Origin of the sequence: Natrinema sp. H-ect4, assembly GCF_041894845.1 — an archaeon.
Classification (GTDB): Archaea; Halobacteriota; Halobacteria; order Halobacteriales; family Natrialbaceae; genus Natrinema.
In genome coordinates this window covers 24,789-49,609 of sequence record NZ_JBHDYC010000011.1, presented here as the reverse complement: position 1 = coordinate 49,609, position 24,821 = coordinate 24,789, and the positions used below count along the sequence as shown (strand labels likewise).

At 64.0% G+C, this 24,821-nt stretch carries 25 protein-coding genes; 13 read left to right on the top strand and 12 right to left on the bottom strand.

The window, feature by feature from the left end; genetic code table 11:
* Positions 1-73: 73 nt before the first annotated feature.
* Complete coding sequence (locus ACEWFR_RS15080; protein WP_374061832.1) at positions 74-571, top strand: hypothetical protein; 498 nt, start codon at positions 74-76, stop codon at positions 569-571.
* 45 nt (positions 572-616) lie between these two features.
* Here the strand turns inward: ACEWFR_RS15080 and ACEWFR_RS15075 are convergent, their stop codons facing one another.
* Positions 617-1,528, bottom strand: coding sequence for a haloalkane dehalogenase (locus ACEWFR_RS15075; protein ID WP_374061831.1), 912 nt, complete (start codon positions 1,526-1,528; stop codon positions 617-619).
* 200 nt (positions 1,529-1,728) lie between these two features.
* Between ACEWFR_RS15075 and bioB the strand changes: the two genes are divergently transcribed.
* The 4 genes from bioB to bioD all read left to right on the top strand — a co-directional run bounded on the left by bioB (position 1,729) and on the right by bioD (position 5,990).
* The gene (gene bioB / locus ACEWFR_RS15070; RefSeq protein WP_374061830.1) at positions 1,729-2,832 is read left to right on the top strand and encodes a biotin synthase BioB; all 1,104 of its coding nucleotides are present in this window, start codon (positions 1,729-1,731) and stop codon (positions 2,830-2,832) included.
* A gap of 25 nt (positions 2,833-2,857) precedes the next feature.
* Positions 2,858-3,910 (top strand): transcriptional regulator, encoded by a 1,053-nt coding sequence (locus ACEWFR_RS15065; RefSeq protein ID WP_374061829.1) that lies wholly within the window; start codon positions 2,858-2,860, stop codon positions 3,908-3,910.
* A gap of 152 nt (positions 3,911-4,062) precedes the next feature.
* Positions 4,063-5,286: an aminotransferase class I/II-fold pyridoxal phosphate-dependent enzyme gene (locus tag ACEWFR_RS15060; protein WP_374061828.1), complete on the top strand. Its 1,224-nt coding sequence runs from the start codon at positions 4,063-4,065 to the stop codon at positions 5,284-5,286.
* Entirely contained in the window at positions 5,283-5,990 is a 708-nt protein-coding gene (bioD, locus tag ACEWFR_RS15055; protein WP_374061827.1) for a dethiobiotin synthase, read from the top strand. Before ACEWFR_RS15060 ends, bioD begins: the two co-directional genes overlap by 4 nt.
* A 13-nt stretch (positions 5,991-6,003) precedes the next feature.
* Here bioD and ACEWFR_RS15050 read toward each other — a convergent pair whose 3' ends face one another.
* The 4 genes from ACEWFR_RS15050 to ACEWFR_RS15035 form a co-directional block, all read right to left on the bottom strand.
* On the bottom strand, positions 6,004-6,201 hold the full coding sequence (locus ACEWFR_RS15050) for a hypothetical protein (protein WP_374061826.1): 198 nt from the start codon (positions 6,199-6,201) through the stop codon (positions 6,004-6,006).
* 186 nt (positions 6,202-6,387) lie between these two features.
* Positions 6,388-7,893: a replication factor C large subunit gene (locus ACEWFR_RS15045; protein WP_374061824.1), complete on the bottom strand. Its 1,506-nt coding sequence runs from the start codon at positions 7,891-7,893 to the stop codon at positions 6,388-6,390.
* A 42-nt stretch (positions 7,894-7,935) separates the two neighbouring features.
* Positions 7,936-8,310, bottom strand: a complete 375-nt coding sequence (locus ACEWFR_RS15040; protein ID WP_374061823.1) for a type II toxin-antitoxin system VapC family toxin — start codon at positions 8,308-8,310, stop codon at positions 7,936-7,938.
* Entirely contained in the window at positions 8,311-8,541 is a 231-nt protein-coding gene (locus ACEWFR_RS15035; protein ID WP_374061822.1) for an AbrB/MazE/SpoVT family DNA-binding domain-containing protein, read from the bottom strand. It abuts the gene before it with no gap.
* Positions 8,542-8,751: 210 nt separating this feature from the next.
* Here ACEWFR_RS15035 and ACEWFR_RS15030 point away from each other — a divergent pair, with 210 nt between their 5' ends.
* Positions 8,752-10,266: a hypothetical protein gene (locus ACEWFR_RS15030; RefSeq protein WP_374061821.1), complete on the top strand. Its 1,515-nt coding sequence runs from the start codon at positions 8,752-8,754 to the stop codon at positions 10,264-10,266.
* Between the two features lie 100 nt (positions 10,267-10,366).
* On the opposite strand, the gene ACEWFR_RS15025 is transcribed toward ACEWFR_RS15030, so the two are convergent.
* Both ACEWFR_RS15025 and ACEWFR_RS15020 read right to left on the bottom strand, forming a co-directional pair.
* Entirely contained in the window at positions 10,367-11,368 is a 1,002-nt protein-coding gene (locus ACEWFR_RS15025) for a hypothetical protein (protein ID WP_374061820.1), read from the bottom strand.
* Positions 11,369-11,496: 128 nt separating this feature from the next.
* The gene (locus ACEWFR_RS15020) at positions 11,497-12,870 is read right to left on the bottom strand and encodes a hemolysin family protein (RefSeq protein ID WP_374061819.1); all 1,374 of its coding nucleotides are present in this window, start codon (positions 12,868-12,870) and stop codon (positions 11,497-11,499) included.
* Between the two features lie 351 nt (positions 12,871-13,221).
* Here ACEWFR_RS15020 and ACEWFR_RS15015 point away from each other — a divergent pair, with 351 nt between their 5' ends.
* Positions 13,222-13,983 (top strand): competence/damage-inducible protein A, encoded by a 762-nt coding sequence (locus tag ACEWFR_RS15015; protein WP_374061818.1) that lies wholly within the window; start codon positions 13,222-13,224, stop codon positions 13,981-13,983.
* A gap of 198 nt (positions 13,984-14,181) precedes the next feature.
* On the top strand, positions 14,182-15,147 hold the full coding sequence (locus tag ACEWFR_RS15010) for a M48 family metallopeptidase (RefSeq protein WP_374061817.1): 966 nt from the start codon (positions 14,182-14,184) through the stop codon (positions 15,145-15,147).
* Positions 15,148-15,211: 64 nt separating this feature from the next.
* On the opposite strand, the gene ACEWFR_RS15005 is transcribed toward ACEWFR_RS15010, so the two are convergent.
* On the bottom strand, positions 15,212-15,856 hold the full coding sequence (locus tag ACEWFR_RS15005; RefSeq protein ID WP_374061816.1) for a metal-dependent hydrolase: 645 nt from the start codon (positions 15,854-15,856) through the stop codon (positions 15,212-15,214).
* A 191-nt stretch (positions 15,857-16,047) separates the two neighbouring features.
* On the opposite strand from ACEWFR_RS15005, the gene ACEWFR_RS15000 reads away from it, so the two are divergent.
* Positions 16,048-16,758, top strand: coding sequence for a helix-turn-helix domain-containing protein (locus ACEWFR_RS15000; protein ID WP_098726969.1), 711 nt, complete (start codon positions 16,048-16,050; stop codon positions 16,756-16,758).
* 110 nt (positions 16,759-16,868) lie between these two features.
* Here ACEWFR_RS15000 and gcvH read toward each other — a convergent pair whose 3' ends face one another.
* Both gcvH and gcvT read right to left on the bottom strand, forming a co-directional pair.
* Entirely contained in the window at positions 16,869-17,252 is a 384-nt protein-coding gene (gcvH, locus tag ACEWFR_RS14995) for a glycine cleavage system protein GcvH (RefSeq protein ID WP_374061815.1), read from the bottom strand.
* Positions 17,249-18,349, bottom strand: a complete 1,101-nt coding sequence (gene gcvT, locus ACEWFR_RS14990; protein ID WP_374061814.1) for a glycine cleavage system aminomethyltransferase GcvT — start codon at positions 18,347-18,349, stop codon at positions 17,249-17,251. Before gcvT ends, gcvH begins: the two co-directional genes overlap by 4 nt.
* 298 nt (positions 18,350-18,647) lie before the next feature.
* Between gcvT and ACEWFR_RS14985 the strand changes: the two genes are divergently transcribed.
* Together ACEWFR_RS14985 and ACEWFR_RS14980 are read left to right on the top strand one after the other, a co-directional pair.
* Complete coding sequence (locus ACEWFR_RS14985) at positions 18,648-20,129, top strand: aldehyde dehydrogenase family protein (RefSeq protein ID WP_374061813.1); 1,482 nt, start codon at positions 18,648-18,650, stop codon at positions 20,127-20,129.
* A 431-nt stretch (positions 20,130-20,560) separates the two neighbouring features.
* A complete protein-coding gene (locus ACEWFR_RS14980; protein ID WP_374061812.1) occupies positions 20,561-21,031 on the top strand; it encodes an NYN domain-containing protein in 471 nt (156 codons plus the stop codon).
* Between the two features lie 18 nt (positions 21,032-21,049).
* On the opposite strand, the gene ACEWFR_RS14975 is transcribed toward ACEWFR_RS14980, so the two are convergent.
* Both ACEWFR_RS14975 and ACEWFR_RS14970 read right to left on the bottom strand, forming a co-directional pair.
* The gene (locus tag ACEWFR_RS14975; RefSeq protein ID WP_374061811.1) at positions 21,050-21,322 is read right to left on the bottom strand and encodes a TRAM domain-containing protein; all 273 of its coding nucleotides are present in this window, start codon (positions 21,320-21,322) and stop codon (positions 21,050-21,052) included.
* Positions 21,319-22,890, bottom strand: coding sequence for a Na+/H+ antiporter NhaC family protein (locus ACEWFR_RS14970; protein WP_374061810.1), 1,572 nt, complete (start codon positions 22,888-22,890; stop codon positions 21,319-21,321). Before ACEWFR_RS14970 ends, ACEWFR_RS14975 begins: the two co-directional genes overlap by 4 nt.
* A gap of 230 nt (positions 22,891-23,120) precedes the next feature.
* Here ACEWFR_RS14970 and ACEWFR_RS14965 point away from each other — a divergent pair, with 230 nt between their 5' ends.
* Both ACEWFR_RS14965 and ACEWFR_RS14960 read left to right on the top strand, forming a co-directional pair.
* The gene (locus ACEWFR_RS14965) at positions 23,121-23,972 is read left to right on the top strand and encodes a TatD family hydrolase (RefSeq protein WP_374061809.1); all 852 of its coding nucleotides are present in this window, start codon (positions 23,121-23,123) and stop codon (positions 23,970-23,972) included.
* 169 nt (positions 23,973-24,141) lie between these two features.
* Positions 24,142-24,720, top strand: coding sequence for a DUF2150 family protein (locus tag ACEWFR_RS14960; RefSeq protein ID WP_098726961.1), 579 nt, complete (start codon positions 24,142-24,144; stop codon positions 24,718-24,720).
* The last annotated feature ends 101 nt before the right edge of the window (positions 24,721-24,821 follow it).

The following is a 24,821-nucleotide window of genomic DNA, read 5'->3' as shown; positions in this document are numbered from 1 at the left end:
CATAATCTCAGAGAACTAGACATTCGTCTAGAAGTAAGATAAATATTTATAAATTTGATCGTAATATTCGCTAATGGCATATAGACAATCACGTCGAAGTGACCGTCCGTCGCCGGTGACAGTCCTCACCACGGTGGCGGCTGCCCTGATCGCCGGGGCGGCCCTCGGCGGCGCGTTACACGCGACCGGAAACCTCCGAACGGTGGCCGGCGTGTACGGCCTCGAGGGCGTCGTCAACGAGTGGACGCTGGTTTTCGGTCACAGCCTCGTTGCGGGCGGGCCGTTCGTCGCCATCGTCACGCGACTCTCGAGGGGTCGACATGTCCCGAGTCCCCTCGCGGAGAGCCACCGAAGCCCGTTTCTCTGTGCCTGCGTGGGCCTCTCGTACGGCGCCGTACTTTGGGCCGCCATCGTCGCCTATACGGCCCCATTCGTGTTCGGTTTCGTTACCGGGGACACCTATCCCGTTCCCTTCCACCACTGGGGGAGTTTTTACGCTCTGTTGCTGTTCGGCGCCGTCTTCGGGGCGTGGTACCCGCTGCTCCGGTCGTTCTTCGACGAGCGACGCTGAGCGTACTCTCCGAATGAATTCGATCTTCTTGGGTCGGAGTGCGCTTCACTCGGATAGCGATGTCCGGTCGACGAAGTCGACGATGTGCTCGGCGATTTCCTCGCCGGCGTCCTCCTGCAGGAAGTGGGCCGCCTCGTCGATCCAGACATCGGGCTGTTCGGTCGCAGTCGGGATGTGGTGTCGGAGTGGATCACGGTCGTGGGACGTGATCGGATCCTCCTTCGCGAACAGGACGAACGCCGGTTTCTCCCACTCGCCCAGACGCTCTCTGGTTTCGTCGAACAGTTCCGCGCTGGGATCGTCGGGCGACGTGGGAACGAGGCCGGGGAACGTCCGCGCGGCGGCCATGTATCGCTCGTCGGGGAACGGCGCGCGGTAGGCGTCGACCACGTCCTCGGAGAGGTCGCGGTAGCAACCGTTTCGGACGAGCCTCCCGATATCGAGGTCGTCAGCTGTCGCCACCATTTCGGCGAACTCGTGCCACCTGTCGCTCATCTCCTGTGACCCGTTCGGGACGCCGGTGTTCATCGGCACCAGACGCGCGAACCGTTCGGGCTCGTGGGTCGCGAGTGGGAGTCCAAGGACGCCACCCCAGTCTTGGCAGACGAGCGTGATGTTCGTCAGGTCGAGTTCCTCGACGAACGTCTTCAGCGCGTCGTAATGCATCTCGACGGAGTACTCGTCTCGATCCTCGTACCGGTCGGAGCGTCCACAACCGATCAGATCGGGGACGATTACGCGGCCGCGCTCGGCCAGCGTGGGCATCATCTTCCGATACAGGAACGACCACGTGGGTTCGCCGTGCAGACAGAGGAACGTTTCCTCGGCTTCGTCGCCGTCTGCACTGCCGCCGGTTTCCACGTACGCCATCCGTAACTCGCCGACGTCGACGTACTGCGGTTCGTAGTCGAAATCCGGCACGTCCTCGAATCGCTCCGCTGGAACACGAACGACCATACGCTGTGATATTACATACCACTATTCAAAGGTTGGGGAATCGATGTAAACGCTGTAAGCATTGTTCGGAACGATGGTTTCGACCGTAAACTCCACTCGGCCACGCGCCGAATTTACCCGACGCTGACTGATCGAGGAGTACCCGACAACAGCCACGACTATCCAAAACCATTATAACTCCGTCAACCCCGTCTAGAGGTGTGGTTTACGAGACTGGAAACGAGACGGTCGACGATGCACTCGAGCGGGTGCTGGCCGGCGAGCGCCTCGACCGGACCGACGGGCTTGCGCTGATCGCCCAGCCGGTCGAGGCGCTCGCGGAGGCCGGCGCGGCCGTGCGCGATCACTTCGGCGACGGCACGGTCGACGCCTGCTCGATCGTCAACGCGAAGGCGGGCAACTGCGCCGAGGATTGTGGCTTCTGTGCGCAGTCGGTCCACTTCGACACCGGCATCGACACCTACGGCTTCCTCGGCCCCGAGAAGATCCTCGAGGCGGCCAAACGAGCCGAACGCGACGGTGCCCAGCGCTTCGGGATCGTGGTCGCCGAGAAGGGCGTCTCGAAGGAACACCGCCCCGAAGAGTGGGCGGCGGTCCTCGAGTCGATCCGACTCGTCCGCGACGAGTGCGACCTCGAGGTCGACGCCTCGCTTGGCATTCTCACCGAGGAGGAGGCCGCAATCCTCGCCGCGGAGGGGATCAATCACTACAATCACAACATCGAGACCTCCCCGAACTACTTCCCCGAAATCGTCGGCTCCCACAGCTTCGAGGACCGCGTGAAGACCCTCGAGGTCGCCAAGGCGGCCGGAATGGATCTCTGTGCCGGCGTCATCCTCGGCATGGGCGAGACGCCGACCGACCGGGTCGAAGCGGCTATCGCCCTGCAGGACATCGGCGTCTCCTCGCTCCCGGTGAACGTTCTCAACCCCGTTGCGGGAACGCCGCTGGCCAAACAGGGTGTCGACATCAGCACGTCGGAGATCGTCGAGACGGTCGCGGTGTACAAGCTGCTCCACCCCCACGCGCGGGTTCGCTTGACCGGCGGCCGCGAGGTAAATCTCGAGCCGGACGAACAGCATCTGCCCCTCGAGGCCGGCGCTGACGGCATCCTCACGGGCGATTACCTCACGACCGAGGGCCAATCGCCCGGCGACGACATCGAAATTATCGAGCGTGCGGGGCTCGAGCCCAACCGGGACACGAACGATTTCGACCCAGAGGAGGTAAAGGCACGCCACAGCGGGGCCGCCGAATCGTCGACTGAAACGGCGAGTACAGGCACAGAACCGAGCGATGACTGACGACACACGATTCAAGATCAAACCTATGGACGACATCACGTTTGCGGTACTCGGAACCGGTGGTATCGGCCGACGAGCACTCGAAATGAGCCAGCACAAGGACGCGCTGACGCCCGTTGCGGCGTGTGATCGCCACGGCGTCGCGTTCGACTTCGACGGCCTCGACGTTGATGAACTGCTGGCGGCGACGGAGGGCAATATTGACAACGAAGTCGCAACCGACGGTGGCGCAGCTACTGCCGAAGGCGGCGTCAAACAACACGGCGAGGACAAGGGCGTCGTCGCCTCGAGCCAGGCCCGACCCAGCGAGGATCCGATTCAGGAGAGTATCGATCACGGAGACCGAATCGACGCCGTCCTGCTCGCGCTGCCGAACTACGAACACGACTTCATCCCGCGGACGGCCGACCGCTTCGCCGAGGGCGGCTACTCCGGGGTTATGATCGACGTGCTCAAGCGTTCCCGCGTGATCGACATGCTCGACGACCGCAGCGATGAGTTCGCCGAGGCCGGCATCACGTTCATCTGTGGCGCCGGCGCGACGCCCGGCCTCTTGACCAGCGCGGCCGCACTCGCCGCCCAGTCGTTCGTCGAGGTCACCGATGTCGACATCCACTGGGGCGTCGGCCTCAAATCGGGCTACGAGGATAACCGCGGCACCGTCCGCGAGGATATTGCCCACCTTCCCGAGTACGATATCGAGACCGCCCGGACCCTTTCCGACGAGGAGATCGAGGCGATCATCGACGACCACGACGGCGTCATCGAGTTCGAAGACATGGAACACGCCGACGACGTGTTGCTCGAGCGCGCCGGCGTCTGCGACGCCGCGGACGTCACCGTTGGCGGGATCCTCGACGCGCGAAACGACGAGAAGCCGACGACGACGACGGTTCGCGTGACCGGGACGACCTTCGACGGCGAGACGGCGACCAACACCTTCCAGCTCGGCGACGAGACGAGCATGGAGGCGAACGTTAACGGACCCGCGCTTGGCTACCTGAAAGCCGGCGTGCGACGGAACCGTGCGGGCGAGTACGGCGTCCTCGGTCCCGCCGAACTGATGCCGGGGTTCTGATCGATAGCGAGTGAATCGTCTTTTCATGGGATACGAGTCATGATGATCCGGAGCCCGTCACGTATCGGCCGTCTCGAGGACCGTCTCGGCCGAATTCACCGACCGATCGGAACCGTGAGAGTCAAACCGTGGCGCTGAGTTCGTTTAGCCGAATGGCCGACCGCGGGTTCGACCTCGAGGACCGACTCGAGACGCTCGAAACAAACGATTTGAAACGCGCCCTCTCGCCCGTCGATCGGGTCGCCGAGCGGGGCTATTTCGCCCAACCGTCGGGCGACGAGTTGCCCGTGCTCGAGGCGGGTGAGGCGCTGGTCTTCGCCTCCAACAACTACCTCGGGCTGACCGACGACCAGCGCGTCCAGGACGCGGCCCGGCAGGCCGCCGCGACCGTCGGCACGGGTGCCGGCGCGAGCCGGCTTGTCACCGGCGACACGATGGTCCATCGCGATCTCGAGCGGTTGCTCGCCGAGACCAAGCGCACCGACCGCGCGCTCGCCTTTTCCTCGGGCTACGCCGCGAATGTCGGGACGATCACCGCGCTCGAGCCGGATGTCGTCTTCTCGGATGAGTTAAACCACGCGAGTATCATCGACGCCTGTCGGCTCGCGGACGCCGAGACAGTCGTTTACGACCACTGCGACGTCGAGAGCCTGCGATCGATGCTCGAGGAGCGAGCCGATCGAGCGAGCCGTGACGGTCGCAAACCGGCCGACGAATCGTGGCTGATCGTCACCGATTCGGTGTTCAGCATGGACGGCACCGTCGCGCCGCTGCAGGCGATCTGTGACGCCGCCGAGGCGTTCGGCGCGTGGGTGATGGTCGACGAGGCCCACGCGACCGGGCTGTACGCACACGGCGGTGGCGTCGTGCAGGCCGAAGGGCTCGAGGACCGGGTCCAGATCCAGATGGGGACGCTCTCCAAGGCACTGGCCAGTCAGGGCGGGTACGTCGCCGGTAGTACGGAACTGATCGAGTGTCTGTGCAACGACGCGCGCTCGTTCGTTTTCTCGACCGGTCTCGCGCCGCCGGCCGCCGCGGCCGCGAGCGAGGCGCTGCACGTCGCTCGACACGGCGACGCACGCGAGCGGCTCTGGGAGAACGTCGCCCACCTTCGCGACGGCCTCGAGTCGATGGGGTTCGCGGTCCGGGGTGACTCCCAGATCCTCCCGGTGGTCGTCGGCGACCGCGCGGACGCGATGGCCCTCGCCGAGGGGATCCGCGAACGTGATGTCGTCGCGCCGGCGATCCGGCCGCCCACGGTCCCGGCGGGAACCAGTCGGATCCGCGTCGCTCCGATGGCGACCCACGACCGTGACGATATCATCGACTGCCTCGAGGCGTTCCGCGCGGCGGGCGAGGAGGTGGGGCTGCTGTGACCGCGACGAAGCCGATCGCCGTCGTCGGAACCGGGACGGGGGTCGGGAAGACGGTTATTACGGCCGGACTCACACGCCTGCTCCGTGAGGCGGGACACGATGCGCGGGCCATCAAACCCGCCCAGACCGGTCACCCGCCGGACGACGATGCGGGATTCGTCGCCGCGGCCTGTGGGGACTCGGAAGCCGCGATCTGCCCGCGCTATCTCGAACCGGCGCTGGCACCCAGAGTCGCCGCCGACGTCGCCGACGAGGGCCTCGAGTACGAGACGATCCGGGCGGCGTGCGAGCGCGAGATCGAGGAAACGTCGGTTCCGATCGTCGAAGGAATCGGCGGCCTGCGGGTTCCGCTGGCCGGTGATCGGGACGTGATCGATCTGGTCGCCGACCTCGAGGCCGCGGCGGTCGTCGTCACGCGCTCGGGGCTTGGGACACTGAACCATACCGCGCTCTCGATCGACGCCCTCGAGGCCCACGGAATCGACGTCTGCGGCGTTATCGTCAACGAATACGCCGGCGAGACGATGGCGGAGCGGACGAATCCCGCCGAACTCAAGCGGATGACCGGCTATCCGGTGGAGACGGTCCCGTCGCTCGACGCGGATGCGAGCGACGGCGATAGTGAACCAAGTATCCTCGCTGCCGGCGTCGGCGATGCACTGTCACCGGCGTTCCGCAATCGACTCCCGATAGAAGACTGCTGATCGAACCGTGTGATCAGGCCGACGGTACCGGTCGCTCCTCGTTGGCCGTCGTGGACTCGTAATCGGACGAAATGTCAGTGCCTGCCGCGTCGAGTTCGACCAGATAGGAGACCACTTCGGATTTCCGGTGCTCCACCTCGAGATGGACCCGAAGACCGGTTTTGTCGTCGTACGTTTCCGCACAGAGCGGGCAGCTGTGTGGTTTTGTCACTCGTGGGTCACCATGAGGAACTCTCGTCGTTCACCACTGTAATAGTGTCGATCAATTTATGTATAGATATATTCGCGGCGAATAAAACCGATTCATCAGCATCCGTCGTGTTGTCTTCCGTGCCACAGTACGACTTCAGTCCCTCAGAACCGGCGTTGCCAACGAGCGTCGAGAGACGAGCCCCGCTCAGAAGAAGTCATTCAATCCCGACTGATCTTCGTCCGGTTCGTCGTCCGCTAAGGAGGTCTCCGATGCCGACTCGGTGTCGGTCCCGTCGTCCGACTCCGTCGCTGTGAGCGCCTGTTGCTCGTTCGACTCGTCGCCGTCGTCTCCGGCCTCGGTATCGGCAGTGGCCACAGTACTCCCGTCACTCGAGCGCTCGGCCTCGAAGAAGGCGTTACCCGAGTGTTCGACCGCGGCGTCGGCTTTTAGCTCCGCGGCGTCCTCCACGATCGATTGGACCTTGTTGGTGTCCTTCCCGCTGCCGGTAACGAACGAGACCTCCGACTCGTCGAGATCGTAGGCCGCCGCCATCCGAACGGTCAGATCGCGGTTCTTGCAGTGGTGGGTCATCGCCGAGAGGAAAGGAAGGATGTCCCGGCGAACCGTCGCGACGCTCGCGCCCTCCCGTTCGGCGATGCGTTCGGCGATCGAATCGCGGGTGTTTCGCGTTCCTTTGGTTCGACCGAGTTTCGACCAGTAGCTCGGCGGGCCGTATCGGGTCCACCCGCCTTTGTCGCCGCGCCGCGAGGCGGCGACGCCTGCGGTCATGTTGTCGGTCGCGTAGCGCCAGTAGGAGTAGTCCTGCGTCGCGCGCACCCGACCGAGCCACCGGTCGGCGTTCGAGAGGAATCCGTAGGCGTCGGCCAGTTCCGCACCCTCGTAGTCCTTCGGAACATTGTCCTCGATCCAGTTGAGCAGTTCGTCGGGCGTCTCGTCGACATCGTAAGAGGCTCGCAGCGCTCCCTCCGCGTCTTTTTCCTTGATGAGTTCGTCGAGGAAGTCGAAGATGCCCTCGGTGGTGTCGCGCTCGCTTGTCACCACGTCGTCGACGGTCAGTCGCTCGGCCTCCTCGGCGACCGCCTGCAAGTCGTTGACCGCCGAGCGAAGGTCGCCGCTCGTCGATTCGGCGATCTTCTCGAGGGCCTCCTCCTCGAACTCGACGCCTTCGCGCCGGCAGATGTCCCGTAGCACGGGGACAATCGAGCGCTTCGAGACGTCCCGGAACTCGATCGTCTCGCAGGCGTTGCGCAACGACTGGCTCATGTCGTAGAACTCGTTGGCCACGAGGACGATCGGCTGGTTCGCGTCCTTGACGACGCGCGTGACTTCTCGAGAGCCGCCGTAGTCGGCGTTGCCGTGGAAGTTGTCCGCCTCGTCGAGGATGACGAGCCGTCGACCCGCCTCGCCAGCGGTGAGCGTCCCGCTCTTGGCGGCTTCGCCGGCTATTTTCTCGATGACGTCGGCTCCCCGGCTGTCGCTGGCGTTGAGTTCCATGACGGGCCAGCCCATATCGCTGGCCAGCGCGTGGGCGGCGGAGGTCTTCCCGACGCCCGGGCTGCCGTGAACGATCACCGACTTGCGGTGGTCGTCCCAGCTCTCGGCCCACTCCTCGAGTTTGTCGCGGGCCTTGTTGTTACCGCGTACCTCCGACAGCGTCGTCGGGCGGTACGTCTCCGTCCAGTCGGTCATTGGATACCGGTTGGTGCGAGTCGCGTTTAGGGATTGCGGACGCTACTCTTCGGTGACCGTCTTCAAGTCGAGACGAGGCGTAACGTCCTCGTATGTATCATCGCTCGAGATGATAGTATCCCCGTTGGATTCGACGAGGTGAAGCGCGTCGAACGGTGTGAACCCGTGGTCTTCCACGTACGTCGCCGCCGTAACGACCGTCTCTGCGTCACCGCATACCTCGACGAGGTTGGCGGCGTTCGAGACGACGCGCTCGGTATCACGTTCCTCGCGGTAGGCGACCATCAGGAGTTCGATGAGCGAGAATTGTGACGTCCACAACTCATCCCGGTGTTCTCGGTACACCGACTGGGCGACCTCTCCGAGCCAGTCGTCGTCTTTGATGAGTGCGAGGAGGAAACCCGTTTCCGCGTACATTCAGCGTCCCGCCTCGTCCAGCGCCGCGTCGCGTGCCTCCTCCCGAAGCTCGTCAGCCGTCTTTTCGACATCGTCGAACTCGTCACGGAGCGCCTCGAGCGGGTTCTCTGCGATCGGAATCAACTTGATTCCGTCGTGAAGCTCGACGATTTGGTAGTGGTCGCCGTATCGCTCTCGCAGCCCTTTCGGGAGTGTCAGACGACCCCGGTCGTCCAGTGTCGCATCGGACATACGCGAACGTACTGTGGGCGGAAATAAGAATTTCCCCTCATTTGATGTCTACCCACGCACGTGGTCGGACGAACGGCCAATAGTGGGTTTATCGCTCCGTAGTAATCCGATCAGTGAACGGAACCGTCGAATCGGGACAGCCGATCTGCGCGCTGTGCCGGTGAGCGTTGTACCCCACCTCTAAGCGACTGGCCCCGCTGTGTTTCGATGATGGCGGCGTTCATCGACCTCGTCACACGATCGCTCCGCGAGGCGACGCGAAGCGAGTTCGACCGGCGCGTCGACGAGCAGGCCGGCCGTCTCAGTGACGCCCTTCGGGCGGGACGACTCGACAACCCCAGCTTCGGGCTCGGCATCGAACTCGAGGCCTACGTGGTCGACGAGGAACACCGACTCGCTCGAGTCCCGGACCCCCTGTTCGAGAGCCGCTGTGAGAAGGAGCTCGGCCGACACAACGTCGAACTCCACACCGATCCGAACTCGTTCGACGGCGACGGAATCGAAACGCAGGCGGCGACGCTCCGGCGTGACTATCGAGCCGTTCGACGCGCCGCGGACCGCGACGGGCTCGAGATCGTGCTGGATGCGATGTGGACGACTCCGCCGCCGGATGGCAGTGACGACTACCTCACGGCCGCTCGCGAGAGTGAGGGGATGACGATCGCCGACAACATGACGCGGTCGCCGCGATACTGTGCGATCGACAACGACATTCTGGCGCGAGCCGGCGGATCGGTCACCCTCTCGGTTCCGGGCGTCGAGCGCGCGTTTCCGTCGATCCTCTTCGAGTCGTTGGCAACCTCGATCCAGCCCCACGTCCAGATTCCCGACGTCGAGGCGTTTCCGCGCTACTACAACACCGCAATCCGGACGCTCGGTCCGGTGCTCGCGCTCGCGACGAACTCGCCGCTGCTCCCCCCGGATCTGTACGAGATCGATGATCCGTCCCGCTTGCTCGAGGAAACGTATCACGAACTTCGGATTCCGGTGTTCGAGCAATCCGTCAATCACGGGTGGGAGAAGGTTCGCTTCCCGAACGGAATCCAGCGGACGGTCGACACCGTCGACCGGCTCGTCGCCGACGAGACGTGTGCGCCGTTTCTCCGCGAGTGGCTCGAAGACGGGGCTCGCGAGACGTTCGCGGACCAGTTCTGGGAACTCGATCACAAGCGGGGAACGTACTGGCGGTGGCTCCGCGCCGTCATCGGCGGGCAACCGGTCGAGCGGGGAGACCACTGGTCGGTTCGCATCGAATACCGACCGCTTCCCACGCAGCCGACCATCGCGGAGAACATCGGCTTCCAGGTCCTAGTCGCGGGGCTCGTCCACGGGCTGTGTACGGCCGACCATCCGCTCTCGAGCCTCGATCGAGACATCGCCGAACGAAGCTTTTACGCCGCCGTCGAGGACGGGATCGATGCCGAGATGGCGTGGGTTACTGCGGACGGTGATCGAACGACCGATCTGACTGTAATCTACGACGAACTCTTCGAGTTCGCTCGTCGCGGCCTCCGCGAGCAGGGAGTTTCGTCGGCAACTATCGAGGACTACGTCGGGCCGATCGAGGCACGCTGGACCGATCGGATGACTCCGAGTCGATGGAAACTGGCCCGCGTCGCGGACTATCTCGACGCTGGCGAACGATTTGACGACGCCGTGTACGAAATGCAAGCCGACTACATCCGCCGAGCCGCGACCGACGAGCCGCTCGTCCGGTGGTCCTGAATCGAGAGACGACCAGCGCTTCAGCCCAGCAAATTTTGTCGGTGCGTACTGCAAGCGAACGCGTCGCAATCGGATGGCGTCTCACTCCGCCTCCGCCCTGTCACCCCCTCCCGTAGACGAGAACGGACCGCTCGGACGTATCGTCGTCGGATTCGATCCGAATAGGGAACTCGTGATCGTTCGCAATGACGGGCGTTTCGTACCCCGTCGAGAGGACCGTCCGCTCGCCGGCATCGAGTGACACCGACCGCCGTTCGACCAGTTCCGCGCTGGTACCGACGAGGAGCTCGAGTTCCTGCGTGCCGGCGGCCCCACCGGTGTTTTCGACCGTCACGCTCACCTCGAGGAACTCGCCGGAGTCGATGGGCGTGTTCGTCTCGAGCGGACCGATCGTGAACGTCGCGTCGCCGCTGGTATCGCCGTCGTCGCTGCTTCTATCGTCGCCGCCGTCGGGCTCGATCTCGCTGAGACACTCGCTGGCGCGCGGATTCTCGTGGGTCGCGGACACCCGCTGGTAGTCCGCTTTCCGTGTCGTCAGCGACGAGAGGACGGTGCCGGTACTGCCGTAGTCCGGCACCTCGACGGTAATCTCGTCGGCCCCGGCGTGCACGTTCGATCCGTCCGCAATCTCGAAAACGACCGTTCCCGAGAACGGGGCGTCGACGTCCTCGCCGAAGGTGATGCCGTCCTCGAGGATGGTGTCGCCGTACAGGCCATCGTCGGCGTAGAATCCCGTGCTCGCGAAGGCGACGTCGCCGGCCTCGAACGTGCCGGAAACCGTCGCTCGAGAACAGGAGTCGAACGTCACGTTTCGTTCCGTCTCGCCGTTCGAGTCGTCACTCTCGTTCTCGGTGTCGTCGTCCGAATTCTCGTCTCCCGTGTCCGTCTCGCCGTCGGAACTATCGTTCTCCGCGTCGCTGTCAGCTGCCGAACCGTCGGCTCCTCCCTCGGTCCCGTTCGTCTCCGAGCCGGTCCCGGAATCCAGACGGTCGGAGCCGTCGTTCGTTCCGTTCCCGCCGTCCGTTTCGTTGCCGTTTAGGTCGAGACAGCCCGTCAGTCCAACTCCGAGTCCCGCGGAGGCGATGAGTGTTCGACGGTCCATATCTGGACCAGTCCGCCCCGCACCATAAAATGTAGGAGAAGTGTTATGTCCGATTACAGTCATCGGCCCGGACGTAACGGGTCGGATTGACATGTAACCCGCTCAAGGCGAAAATCGTCGTCGAGTGCTCAGCCCGAAGACTCCTCGGCCTCCGGAACGGCCTCACTGACGGTTACGCTCGAGACGCGAGTTCCTTCGACGGCTTCGACCGTTACCTCGTAGCCGTCAGCCTGTATCGCGTCGTCGACCTCGGGCGGGCGACCGAGACGGCTCAACACCAGCCCGCCGATGGTGTCGAACGCGTCGCTTTCGAACGTCGTTCCGAGAGTTTCGTTCACCACGTCCAGCGGGACGCCACCGTCCATCTCGTAGCGGCCGTCGGCGAGTTCCTCGATCGAGGGCTCGATCGACGCCACGTCGAACTCGTCTTGAATCTCCCCGACGACCTCTTCGATGACGTCTTCGATCGTCAAGATTCCCTCGAAGGCACCCCACTCGTCGATAACGACGGCCAACTGGACGTTTTGCCGGCGGAAATCCGCGAGTACCTCGTCGATCCGGCGCGTTTCGGGGACGATGATGACGTCTCGAGCGAGATCACGCGCGGTCGGCTCGTCGGCCGAGTCCTCGCCCGACTGACCACCGTTTCCGTCCGCGGCCTCGATCGCTTTGAGCACGTCTTTCGCGTGGACGAAGCCGATGACCGGTTCATCGGTCGTCTCGTCGACGACGGGGAACCGAGTGTAGTTCCCGCTCGCAGCAATGCCTCGGAGTTCCGAGAGGGGCATCCCGGCGCGAACTGTGACGACATCCGGCCGAGGGACCATCACTTCGCGCGCGATCGTATCGCCCAGATCGAAGACGGCCTCGATCATCTCGACCTCGTCGGTGTCGACGGCTCCCTGGTCTCCCGACTGCGAGACGATGCGCATAATCTCTTTTGGCGTGTGGCTCTCGTCGCGCTCGGAGGCCGGCGCGACGCCGATGAGTCGCGTAAAGAAGTTCGCCGTCCCGTTGAATACGATGATTCCTGGGATGAAGATGTAGTAGAAGAACTTCATCGGCGCGGCGACGAGCAGTGCGATCCGCTCGGCGTCCGCGATGGCGAGCGTCTTCGGGGCCAACTCACCGAAGACGACGTGCAGGAACGTGATGATACCGAACCCGATCGCGATGGAAACCAGATGAAGCGTGCCAGCGGGAAGCACCGGCCCCAGTACGGGCTCGAGCAGCGAGGCGATGGCCGGTTCGCCGACCCACCCCAGTCCCAGTGAGGCGAGCGTGATTCCCAACTGGGTTGTCGCAAGGTAGTCGTCCAGGTTCTCTTCGGCCTCCTGGACGAGCTTCGCCGAGGACCGTCCCTCTTCGACGAGCGTCTCGATCTGGGTCGGCCGGATCCGGACATACGCGAACTCCGCGGCGACGAAAAAACCGTTCAGGAAGACCAGGAAGAACGCAAAGAGGAGTCGCCCGAACGAGAACGCGAGATCCACCGCTACCATCGGTTCCACCCCGGCGGCTGTGAGCGACGCGGAGGGGTCGCTATCGCCTCGAGTCCCTTCTGCGCCCGACTTCCGATTTGATGGATCCGAACCGTCGATCCGACGGGACAACAACCATCGCTCGGCGGCGAAGACGAGACGGCAGTCCCGCCGCCGGTGAAGACGACCATACAGTCAGTTGGCACACGAGTTACAAAACCGTGGCGCTGGCGATCGGCGAGAGCGTGCGATCCACAGCGTGCTCGAGCGGTTTTCGGCGATCGGTCGACCGTCCCGACGCTGGCCAGCAGTCGGATCCGCTCGCCGGTCGGGTCCCGGAGCCGATAACTACCCGGAACTCGAAGCCGGTCCATGAACGTCGCGATCGTCACCGTCGGCGACGAGATACTCGCGGGATCGACGACCAACACCAACGCGTCGTGGCTGGCCGAGCGGATCACCGAGCGCGGCAGCAGCGTCGATCGGATCCTGACGATTCCCGACGACCGCGAACTCATCGCGGAGTACGTCGCCCGGTGGAGCGACGCGTTCGACGCCGTGATCGTCACCGGCGGCATCGGCGGGACGCCCGACGACGTGACCGTCGAAGCCGTCGCCGATGGCTTAGAGCGCGAGTTCGTCGTCCACGGCGAGATCAAGGAGCGACTGGTCGAGAAAGCGGCCGCGTTCCGGGACGAAAATCCGGAGATGGTCGAGGAGTACGATCTGCAACTCGATATCGACGCGGCGGCCTCGATTCCCGAGGGCGCGACGCCGATCGTCGTCGACGAGGGGTGGGCTCCCGGCTGCATCGTCGAGAACGTCTACGTCCTCGCCGGCATCCCCGACGAGATGAAAGCCATGTTCGAATCGGTCGCCGACGAGTTCCAGGGTGATGCAGTCGCCCGCACAATCTACACGCCGGCCCCCGAGGGATCGCTCCACGAGGCCCTCGAGGGGGTCACCGAGCGATTCGACGTCGCCGTCGGAAGCTATCCGCGCAGCGAGAACCGGCCCGGCCGGATCCGCGTCTCGAGTACTGACCTCGAGACGGTCGAGGCCGCGATCGGGTGGCTTCGGGAGCACGTCGAGACGACCGAGCCGCCGTCGGCCGATGGAGACGTAACGGATTGACGGACGACGAGGCTTCTTTTACGGACAATCTACAGTGCAATCTCTATCTCTGACCGCCTCTCTCCGAGAGACTGAACTGGAACTAGCATACCTCCGACTACGGAAACAGTCCATTTGTTACGACGAGCAGCTAAAAGCATATATATTCGATAGAATCGATAGAAAATACTTGGTAGAGAACGGAGGACGACATCCAAAATGCGACTGACGACACCGGGAGGACTCATAACCCGTGCGACGCTTGCAGCGGCTACCAGTGTCGCAGTGCTCGCCGGTAGTCTTACCGTCGTACTGGTGATCGCGATCACCAGTGGGATGGTGTTCTCCGCGTATGCATCCGATCTGCTGGGTTTCACTCACATTACCCTTCCCAGTGTGGTATGGCCGGTCGTCTGGTCGCTCTGTGGCCTCTGTGCGATCGTTTTGTTCATTCGATCGATTACAAGCGCCGTTCGAACCGGACGCGCCGATTTACTCCATCGAACGACACCTCTCTCGAAGACAGCGGTGGACGAACCGTCGAACATCGAATCTGCAGTTGGTCGTCTCGCGAGGCAAATAGATGTCCCAAAACCGCCGATACGAGTCGATCCGACGGCGACGCCGCTCGCATTCACGACGTCCCGACCGGACGACCCGATTGTCAGAACCAGTCACGACGCGACACCGGTTATCGTCGTCTCGGAGGGTCTCATCGAGCCGCTATCGGAGTCAGAGCTATCGGCAGTCCTCGCACACGAACTCGCCCATATTTCCAACGACGATCGTCGACTACTCACGGTGGTACTCGTCCCCCTCATCGCTGCCGAGACGCTTACACCGGACGAAGGGAGTACGTCAAACGTCTTCGAAGTCTGTGGGCACATCCTCAGTGTTATCGCATTGATCGGAGTCGGTGTCTTCTCCCGCGGTCGGGAACTGGCCGCCGACCGCGCCGCTGCGAAGCTGACCGGCGATCCGGCTGCACTTGCGACTGCGCTCGAGAAACTCGACGAAGCAGCGTCTGCCAAACCGACAGCGGATCTTCGCGACCACGCTCGATCGACAAATGCGATCACTATTCTTCCGACTGTTGGTGATGGGCCCACCAGTACCGGTCTTCGTTCGACACATCCGCCGCTCGAGACGCGCCTCGAACAGCTTCGCTCGCTGGCAGCCGACTGATATGACGAGACGATAGTGACTGATCCGAGCGTCACTGTCGATCCGTGTCACAGGCAGTCCGCGGTCACGCTGATCGGTGGTCCTCGACGATCCGAACGAGAACGGCGGTCAGCCCGGCGACGGTGAGGACGAACCGTTCGCCGGTCGCCGCGACGGGGAAGATCCGCTCGACGCCCGTCGCCGGCTCGTCGCGGGTCGGGTCGAACCCCGTTCTGTAGTGGGTGTTTTCGGTCGTCCCGCGGGCCGTCGACTCGGCGACGTCGCCGGGATCGAGTTCGACGAACGTCTGGACGAGCCCACGCTGGTCGGTGATGAGCAGTGATCCCGAGAGGTCGTAAAACCGGTCGTGGACCGGCCAGAAGAGATTGACGCCGTTGAAGAAGGCGTCGAACAGGACGTGCGCGAACAGTAACGCGGTGAGCGTGGTCCACGCGACGCAGTGGCCGTACGTCCCCCACCGTTCCCGGACGACCGATTCCTCGCGGAGCGTGCCGTCCCACAGCAACAGGGCGGCGGGGACGAGGACGATCCAGACGTTGTGCAACGCCGCGCGGTGCGTTCCGGGGACGACGACGCCGATCAACGTATCGAGATCGAGGAGGGCGCTACCGCCCATCACGAACAGGATCGCTCGCGTGTCGAACTCGTCGCCGAGCAAGGCGACACCGAGCAGTCCCGCGAACGCGACGTGGACGACGGTCGATGGCATATCCCGGCGACTCGAACCGCGGGGGCTTGACTGTTGGGGCACTCGAGCCGCTATCGCCGTCGACCGATTGCTGATCTCGCTCGCCGGTCCAGCTGATCGATCGGCGATGCGGACATCGCTCGCTGACTCCGCCGGTCGAACGATCGACCCGTCTCCGGTAGCTACTTGGATCGACCGCACGACCGTCGCGTATGAGCGGACGCGGACCCAAACGGGAACTCGCGGAGAAAATCGCCGGGGAGATCACGTTGAGTGAGGATCCCGGGGCCACGCTCCGGAAGTGGCGCACCGACTTCAGCGTCTCACAGACCGATCTCGCGGCCGAACTCGACGTCTCGTCGTCGGTCATCTCCGACTACGAGAGCGGCCGCCGGGAGAGTCCCGGCATCGGCGTCGTCGGCCGACTCGTCGAGGGATTGCTCGAGATCGACGAGCAACGCGGCGGCGAGCGAATCAGACAGTACGGTCGGGTCCTCTCGGCGGGCTTCGACAGCGATATCGTCTACGACCTCCGGGAGTATGCCACCTCGCTTCCCCTCACGCGGCTGTACGACGACCTCGAGGCGACCGAAGTGGCCTCGAGCGGCACCGATCAGGTCAGCGGCCACACGGTCATCGACAGCATCGAGGCGATCACCCGCCTCTCGAGCGAGGAGTTCTTTCGGCTCTACGGACAGAGTACGAGTCGCGTGCTCGTGTTCACCAACGTCACGCGCGGGGAGGGCGTCGGCATCGCCCTCCGGATGATCAACCCGACGCCGAACGCCGTGATTCTCCACGGACTCGAGGAGGAAGACCTCTGGGACCACGCGCGGGAACTCGCGCGAATCGACGGCTACTCGCTGGCCGTCACGTCGGCACCGCTCGACGACGTGCTCGAGCACCTCGTGACACTCGAATAGTCCGGGACTCCGTCGTGTGAGCGACTGCTCAGTCGACGGGTGGGGTGTGTCGTCCGGCCTTCTCGACAGATTGGATAGTCGCTAAAACGGATCCGTTATCGCAACTGCGTTCAGGCGATCTGGTCCGAATACTCGTCGGCCGAAAGGAGGGCCTCGAGTTCGTCGAGGTCGTCGGCCTCGATCTCGAGCATCCAGCCCTCGCCGAAGGGATCCTCGTTGACGAGTTCGGGGGCGTCGAACAGTTCGTCGTTGATCGCGACGACTTCGCCGCCGACGGGCGCGTAGAGGTCGGAGACCGCTTTGATCGATTCGACGACGCCGAACTCGTCGCCTCCCTCGAGTTCGTCACCTTCGTCGGGGAGTTCGACGAAGACCACGTCGCCGAGTTCGTCCTGTGCGAAGTCGGAGATGCCCACGCGGACGACGCCGTCTGTCTCGAGTGCCCACTCGTGCGATTCCAGGTACCGTCTATCGTCGGGAACGTCGAAGCTCATTGTACTGTGTCGATGAAGGGTGTAGTTTCAACTCTTGCTTTCTTGGACTGCCCGCGGACGACCACCTGCAGCGTCGTCCCCGGTTCGGCGTACTCGACCGGTACGTAGCCGAGGCCGATCGGTCGCTCGAGGGTCGGACTCATCGTCCCGCTGGTGACGGTGCCGATAACGCGACTCTCCGTCGTGGTGATGTCGTAGCCGTGTCGGGGGACGCCGCGATCGATCAACTGGAAGCCGACGAGTCGCTCCTCGACGCCCGTCGCCTCGATCTCCGCTAGGGCGTCCCGACCGACGAACTCGGTCTCGAGGGCGACGGTAAAGCCGATGCCGGCCTCATACGGCGTCCGCGGGTCGGTGTCCGCGTCGAAATCTTGGCCGGCGAGGAGCAAGCCGGCCTCGATACGGAGCGTATCGCGCGCGCCGAGCCCGCAGGGCTGGCACTCCAGCGCCGTCCAGATCTCCTCGGCTGCCGCCCAGGGGACGAGCAACTCGAACCCGTCCTCGCCGGTGTAGCCCGTTCGGGCAGTCCAGCAGTCGACCCCGCCGATCGTCGCGTACCGGGCTTCGAACCGCTCGAGGTCGCTCACCGACTCTTCGGCGACGCCTTCGACCAGGTCGACGGCGTTCGGGCCCTGCACGGCGTACATCGCGTACTCGTCGGTCCGGTTATCGACGGTTGCCTCGAGGTCCCACTCGTTGCGGTAGCTGAGCCACCGTTCGTGGGTCGTCTCGTCGGTGCCGGCGTTGGGGACGAACAGGTACGTCGCCTGCCCATCTTCATCGGGGAGCCGATAGACGACGGTGTCGTCGATGATGATCCCGTCCTCGTCAGTGATCGCGGCGTACTGGGAGTCGCCAACCGCGAGCCGAGAGACATCGTTCGACGTCAGGCGTTGCATCAACGCCGTCGCGTCCGGGCCGGTGACGTGAATCTGGCCCATGTGCGAGACGTCGAAGACCCCCACGTCCTCCCGGACGGCGGCGTGCTCGGTCCGAATCGAATCGAACTCGACCGGCATATCCCAGCCGCCAAACTCCGTGAACTTCGCTCCGCGCTCGTCGTGTAACCCACGTAACGGCGGCGTCTGAAGCGGCATACTCGAGATATCTGCCGCGGAGTAGTAATGTCTTTTCGTCGGTCGGACTCGCTGGCGATTCCGGTATCGTCGCTACTGACAGTTACTGCACAGTTGATCGCCTGTCGGCCGCGTGACATTCGCACAAACCGTTTCAGTGTCTCTTTCGGGAGCAACTGTCCGGTTCGCAAACGCGGACCATCGCTCGTCGAGGCGGATTACCACCCTCGTTTGCGCAACCGTTTGTCGTTACAACAGCACGAACTATCGTCTCCGGTTGCCGAAGGTATATGCCTAAAACTAATGTAGACTCCGTCGTATGAGTTCTCCGAAACTCGAGCCACGGGCCGACTGGAACCGAATGTACATCGACGGCGAGTGGCGTGACGCCACCGGCGGCGAGACGATTCCCGTGGAGAACCCGGCGAAACAGGAAGTATTTACGGAAGTACCGGCGGGAACCGAAGACGACGTCGACGCTGCCTACGAGGCGGCCGAGGCCGCCCAGTCCGACTGGGCGGCGACCCCGCGGGAGGAGCGCAACGAGATCGTCCAGAACCTGCTGGACGAACTCAACGCGCACTTCGAGGAGATTGCCGGCCTGCTTGCGACGGAGGCCGGCACCCCGGGCTACCGCGCGATGGGCGAGTTCGCGACCGCGACCGGCGACGTGGAGATGGCGCTGGAACTCGAGCCACCAGCGGAGGAGGTTCGGCCGTCCTCGTCGATCGAGGACAAGGACAATCATATCGTCCACGAACCGGTCGGGGTCGTCGGTATCATCTCGCCGTGGAACTTCCCGCTACACCTCTCGCTTCGGGCCCTCGCACCCGCGATCGCGCTGGGTAACACCGTCGTCCTGAAGCCGGCGACGGACACCCCGATCACCGGTGGGCTGCTCATCGCGAAGCTCTGCGAAGCGGCCGGCGTTCCCGACGGCGTCGTCAACGTCGTCACCGGACGCGGCTCGGCGATCGGCGATCGGATGACCGGCCACCCGACGCCGCGCGTCATCTCCTTTACCGGCTCGACGGCCGTCGGCAAGGGCGTCGCCGAAAACGCCGGCGAGAACCTCGCGCTGCCTGCCCTCGAACTGGGCGGCAACGCGCCCTTCGTCGTCACCGACGAGGCAGACCTCGAGCGAGCTGCACGCGCCGGCGCGTTCGGTTCCTTCTTCCATCAGGGACAGGTCTGCATCTCGATCAACCGCCACCTCGTCCACGAGTCGCTGTACGACGAGTACGTCGACCTGCTCGTCGACCACGCCGAATCGCTCGTGATTGGCGACCCCTCCGAGAGCGAGGACGTGACGTTCGGCCCGGTCCAGAACGGGACTCAACGCGACGAACTGGTCGAGTTCATCGACGGGACGCTCGAGGCGGGTGCCACTCTCGAGACCGGCGGCGAGGCCGACGGCCTGTTCGTCGAGCCGACCGTCCTCTCGGACTGTACGAACGACATGCCGACGGCGTGCAACGAGCACTTCGGTCCCGTCGCTCCCGTGATTCCGTTCTCGGACGACGAGGAGGCCATCGAACTGGCCAACGACACCGAGTACGGCCTCTCGGCCTCGGTCTTCTGCGAGAACGTGGATCGCGCCCGCGACCTCGCCGATCGAATCGAGGCGGGCATGGTCCATATCAACGATCAGCCGATCAACGAGGACCACAACGCGCCCTTCGGCGGGGTCAAGCAATCGGGTCTCGGCCGGTACCACGGCGAGTGGATCGTCCGGGAACTCACCGAGCCGAAGTGGATCTCGGTGCAAGGCGAGGAACGAGACTACTTCGTCTTCGAGTAATCGAACGATAGGGAGCGGCTTTCACCCGTTTTACAGCTATAGTAGCCACTGAAACGATTTACACACTGATCGGACAGCTGTCGTTCGATCAGGCGTACAATGACTTTCAGTGGCTACTATAGTAGCCGACTGCTCGGTCGAGGCGAGTAACAGATCGCTTCGGACTGGTCACACTGCGTGCGATAGCGCACGCTGGGCCGCGGTGAACGAACTGACCCGTGAGGAGACGGACAGTCGGCTCGTGAGCAGACGGTGCAAAGCACCCGTGTGGAGAATCGGCCGGGAGGGCATGGAAATTCCCGTTGCCCCGATAGCGCGACGTTCGTTTCCGTTCAGAGTAGCCTGAGTATGCTGGTTCATTCACGGACTCACCAGACAGGCCCACGCGGCGTTTCGTCACATCTATCTCGCGGCCGCGGAAAGCACGGGTTATGTTTGACCGCGTTCGCGCTCGTCTCGCCCAACTCGGGGACTCACAGACCACCGCCGAGCCGGCAGTCGGTCTGTTCGTCGACGGGCCGAACGTCTTCCGCGACGAGTTCGATGTCGACCTCGACGATCTGCGCGACGCGGCCCGCGAACTCGGCCGCGTCGGCGTCATCCGACTCTACCTCGACGAGCACGCGACCCCGGGTCTCATTCAGGCCGCCGAAGCCCGCGGCTTCGAAGTGATCGTCACCAGCGGCGACGTCGACGTCAAACTGGCCGTCGACGCGACCGCGCTCGCGGGCGACGGCACCATCGATCGCCTCGCCATCGCCTCGAGAGATACCGACTTCAAACCCGTTCTCGAGTACGCGGGCACCGTCGGCGTGGAGACGATCGCGATCGCGCCCGGGACGCACGGCCGCTCCGACGCGCTTCGGAACGCGGCCGACGAAGCGGTCACGCTCGAGCCGTGACGGCGAGGGACAGGAAAATCAACCGCTGTAGGAACTCTCTCCGACGATTTCGAGGAGTTCGCCGCGACCCGTCGCGGTCGTTTCGTCGAATTCGGTCACGCGCACCCGCACCTGTTTCTCGACCGTCTCCGGGCCGGCTCCGTCGATCACCAGTTCCGTGTCGCCGATGTACGCCCGGCCGCTGGTCCCGTTCGTCTCCGCGACGAAGACGTCGATTTCGGATCCGGTCTCGAGCGTCGGTCGGTTCGCACGGAACTGCCAGCCTTTGAGGTACTTCTCGAAGAAGCTCATACGCGCGCCACCTCCTCGCTCTCGCGATCGATGACGTACTCGCGGCCGAACCCGGTCAGCGCCGCGAGAACGAACACCGAGACGAGCAACCAGCCTTGGAAGACGAACGGGACGACGTCGATCGGCGTGACGACCATCGACTGGTCGAACCAGTCGTACTCGCCGGGGAGGTTCTGCATCGCGCTGTAGCCGGCGAGCACGCCGCCCGACCACGGGAAGATGTAGCCCAGTGCGGCTGTCTGGCCGTCCAGGATGTTCGCTCGCCGGTAGCCGTTCAGATTGAATCGCTCCCCGATCTTCGAGATGTAGGGTCCGATCGCGACCTCGGCCGCGGTGTTGATGGTGATGATCGCGTTGATCAGCGCCGCGGAGCCGACCATCGTGAGTTCGGCGTTGCGGACGTTCGTCGCGAGGTTCTCGATCGACCACTCGAGCAACACCTCGAACGCGCCGCCGCGGATCATGATCTGGGCCGCGCCGATGATCAGCAACACCAGAATCGACAGCTCGAGGAAGCCGGCCACGCCGTTCATCAGGCTCCCGCCGACGCCGACCGCATCGGGATCCTCGACAACCGTGAGGATCGGCAGGCCCGATAGCGGTTCGGCCAGCGGCGCGTCCGGCGGCGCGTTGAACATGACGATACCGCCGAGCCCCTCGAGGCCGAAAATGAGGTTGAACGCGACTGCGATGACGATCCCCCACGAGATGGCCTCGACGATGTGGCGGCCGGCGATGGCCGCGACGATCACGGCCAGCATCGAGACGACGTGAATCAGGCCGATTGCTTCGCTTCCCTCGAGGAAGATCGTCTGCGCTTCGGCGCCGATATCGCGGCCGTCCATCGCTCCGCCAGCGACGACGTAGCCGAGGAAGGCGACGGTCGCGGCGATGATGATGTACTTGAATCTCGAGGCGACGACGCCCCCGATGTCGGCGTCTTGCGTGACCGCGCTGACGATCGTCGTGTCACTGACGGGCGCGAGGTTGTCGCCGAAGATCGCACCGGAGAGGATCGCGCCGAACAACAGGACGGGATTCGCGCCGAGCAAGACGCCGGCGGGGAAGAACAGTCCGACGAAGGCGACGGTCGCGCCGTAGCCCGTCCCGATCCCCGTCGTGAAGACGGCGGCGAGGACGAACGTGATCGCGGGGAACAGGGCGGCACCGACGCCCGCGCTGTCGGCCAGCCAGACGAGGCCGCCGACGAAGCCGCCGTCCTGTAACAGCTGGGCGAACATGCCGGCCCAGATCCACGCCACGATCGCTGTCACCGCGACGGGCTGGGTCATTCCCTCGAAGATCGTGTTGGCGTAGGACTCCCAGTTCCCCCGGACGAAGAACATGCCGACGATGAGCCCGACGAGAATTCCGACGATGAGCCCGCCCGTGTCCCCGATCCGCCAGAGTGCGGTCTGGACGATGGCCCAGACGATGAAAAACGCGATCGGGAACGCGCTCATCCCGCGGCCGCCGTAAAACTCGACTCTCGGCCCGCTCTCTTGATCCGGCTGTGTGAACTGATCTGCCGGTCCGTCACCGGCCGGCCCGTCCCCAGTGTCACTCATACGTGATCACGCATATTGATACATTGCGGCACTAATTACAGCCGCCATAATAACTATTACCGACAGGTGCGCTCACCGGCGCTCATTGTCCGATACCTCTCCTACGGGTGGATAATCATTGCATTGATGGTCCATGTTGACATCTTTCCGGCGATCGAGGCGCGTCCATCGTCCGTCGAAATGACTCGGAAATCAGTGACTTTTCGAGCGCGGAGCGCTCACTAGCAGGTATGATCGACGAGACGCCGGTGCTGGACGACCACCTCCACCTCGATCCCGACAGTCACCGAGGCATCGACGCCGTTCGTGACTTCGCCCGCGTCGGCGGCACCCACCTGCTCGTGGTGAACAAACCCTCCTGGCACCTCGGCGTCGAGGCCGAGACCGGCGAGGACTTCCGCGAGGTCTTCGAGCGTACCGTCGAAATCGTCGATGAGTCCTCGAGCGAACTCGAGGGCCGAGCGTGGCCCGTCCTCGGCGTCCACCCCGGTCTCGTTTCGCGGCTGGTCGACGACCGCGGGTTCGCGCCCGAGGACGCCCGCGACCTCATGCGGGCCGGAATCGATGTCGCGGCCGAGTACGTCGAGTCGGGCGACGCGCTGGCGCTGAAATCCGGCCGGCCACACTACGAGGTCGACGACGACGTCTGGGACGCCTCGAACGCAGTCATGCGCCGCGCGTTCGACCACGGGGCCGACCTCGAGTGTGCCGTCCAGCTCCACACCGAGGCCAGCGAGGATCTGACAACTGTCGCGGAGTGGGCCGAAGCCGCCGGCATGCCGGCCCACCGCGTCGTGAAACACTACGCAGGCGGCCGCCTCGAGGGGCCCACACCGAGCGTGATGAGCGAGAAGGATCGCCTCGAGACCGCGGCCGAGCGCGGCGAGCCGTTCCTGATGGAAACCGACTACATCGACGATCCGGATCGGCCGGGAGCGGTGCTCGGACCCAAGACGGTCCCACGGCGGGTTCGGTGGTTGCTCGAGAACGGTCACGATACCGCGGTTCGGATCGCCCACGTCGAGACGCCAAAGCGAGTCTACGGGATCGACACGGAAGCGACGCTCGAGCGAACGGAGTAATTGCTGATTACGGTTCGACTGTTCGGGGAACTAACAGCAGGAAGCGCCGTATCTGGGCCACTAGGTCGGTCGTAGTCGGGTATTGTGTATTCGTTCGGTCTCACTAAACAGTCACTCACGGCGGCTAGTGTAGAGAAAGGCATTTCAAGCGGCCGGTGTAGGTGTCTGTATGAGCAATCCCCCGACCGAGTTCTACTCGGAGGAACGCTGGCAGAACTGGATCGGTCGAATCAACGACGAAGAGATCGATCCGGAAGACGAATCGTCGGCGCGGCTCCTGCTCAATCTGCAGGACGACACGGCAATCGCGATCGCGAAGATTGTCGCTGCCTACGACGACGACGAACTCGACCAGGAGGATGCGCTCGAAGAGATCGCGGACGTCCGCGAGATCGTTCTCAGCGAGGTCGATATCGAGGACGAAGAGAAGCTGATCCTCGTCGACGGCGTCCAGACGAGTCTGGTCTGTGTCTTCTTCGCGGCCGAGGAGTATGTCGCCAACGGACCTGCCGACGAGGGCAGCGTCAGCGACTACCTCGGCGCCGCGGCCGACGCCGAGGCCGAAGAGGATCTCGACGCCGCACTCGGCTATGCGGCCCAGGCCGGGACGCTCATCATCGACGGCAACGAGCTCGACATGACCGTCGCCGAGGACCTCGAGTACGGACTGGTCACGGAGTGGATCAACGGCCTCGACAGCCTCCAGAGCGCGATGAGCGATCCGGAAGTCGTCGAAGAAGACGAGTAACGAGTCCGCGCGGCCGCTCGGGCGATACGTTTGTTTTGGGCGGTGAGTTCGCCGTTCCGTAGCCACCAGACGTTTACGTTATCACGACTATCCTCGGCTAT

Bases quoted from the DNA above. Each gene is read 5' to 3' on its own strand.
- ACEWFR_RS14980 (WP_374061812.1), top strand. From the start codon at position 20,561: ATGTTTGACCGCGTTCGCGCTCGTCTCGCCCAACTCGGGGACTCACAG.
- ACEWFR_RS15080 (WP_374061832.1), top strand. From the start codon at position 74: ATGGCATATAGACAATCACGTCGAAGTGACCGTCCGTCGCCGGTGACA.
- gcvT (WP_374061814.1), bottom strand. From the start codon at position 18,349: ATGCCGCTTCAGACGCCGCCGTTACGTGGGTTACACGACGAGCGCGGA.
- ACEWFR_RS15060 (WP_374061828.1), top strand. From the start codon at position 4,063: ATGGCCGACCGCGGGTTCGACCTCGAGGACCGACTCGAGACGCTCGAA.
- ACEWFR_RS15065 (WP_374061829.1), top strand. From the start codon at position 2,858: ATGGACGACATCACGTTTGCGGTACTCGGAACCGGTGGTATCGGCCGA.
- ACEWFR_RS14960 (WP_098726961.1), top strand. From the start codon at position 24,142: ATGAGCAATCCCCCGACCGAGTTCTACTCGGAGGAACGCTGGCAGAAC.
- ACEWFR_RS15005 (WP_374061816.1), bottom strand. From the start codon at position 15,856: ATGCCATCGACCGTCGTCCACGTCGCGTTCGCGGGACTGCTCGGTGTC.
- ACEWFR_RS14965 (WP_374061809.1), top strand. From the start codon at position 23,121: ATGATCGACGAGACGCCGGTGCTGGACGACCACCTCCACCTCGATCCC.
- ACEWFR_RS14985 (WP_374061813.1), top strand. From the start codon at position 18,648: ATGAGTTCTCCGAAACTCGAGCCACGGGCCGACTGGAACCGAATGTAC.
- ACEWFR_RS15010 (WP_374061817.1), top strand. From the start codon at position 14,182: ATGCGACTGACGACACCGGGAGGACTCATAACCCGTGCGACGCTTGCA.
- ACEWFR_RS15000 (WP_098726969.1), top strand. From the start codon at position 16,048: ATGAGCGGACGCGGACCCAAACGGGAACTCGCGGAGAAAATCGCCGGG.
- ACEWFR_RS15015 (WP_374061818.1), top strand. From the start codon at position 13,222: ATGAACGTCGCGATCGTCACCGTCGGCGACGAGATACTCGCGGGATCG.
- ACEWFR_RS15035 (WP_374061822.1), bottom strand. From the start codon at position 8,541: ATGTCCGATGCGACACTGGACGACCGGGGTCGTCTGACACTCCCGAAA.
- ACEWFR_RS14970 (WP_374061810.1), bottom strand. From the start codon at position 22,890: ATGAGTGACACTGGGGACGGGCCGGCCGGTGACGGACCGGCAGATCAG.
- ACEWFR_RS14975 (WP_374061811.1), bottom strand. From the start codon at position 21,322: ATGAGCTTCTTCGAGAAGTACCTCAAAGGCTGGCAGTTCCGTGCGAAC.
- ACEWFR_RS15075 (WP_374061831.1), bottom strand. From the start codon at position 1,528: ATGGTCGTTCGTGTTCCAGCGGAGCGATTCGAGGACGTGCCGGATTTC.
- gcvH (WP_374061815.1), bottom strand. From the start codon at position 17,252: ATGAGCTTCGACGTTCCCGACGATAGACGGTACCTGGAATCGCACGAG.
- ACEWFR_RS15040 (WP_374061823.1), bottom strand. From the start codon at position 8,310: ATGTACGCGGAAACGGGTTTCCTCCTCGCACTCATCAAAGACGACGAC.
- ACEWFR_RS15020 (WP_374061819.1), bottom strand. From the start codon at position 12,870: ATGGTAGCGGTGGATCTCGCGTTCTCGTTCGGGCGACTCCTCTTTGCG.
- ACEWFR_RS15030 (WP_374061821.1), top strand. From the start codon at position 8,752: ATGGCGGCGTTCATCGACCTCGTCACACGATCGCTCCGCGAGGCGACG.
- ACEWFR_RS15025 (WP_374061820.1), bottom strand. From the start codon at position 11,368: ATGGACCGTCGAACACTCATCGCCTCCGCGGGACTCGGAGTTGGACTG.
- ACEWFR_RS15045 (WP_374061824.1), bottom strand. From the start codon at position 7,893: ATGACCGACTGGACGGAGACGTACCGCCCGACGACGCTGTCGGAGGTA.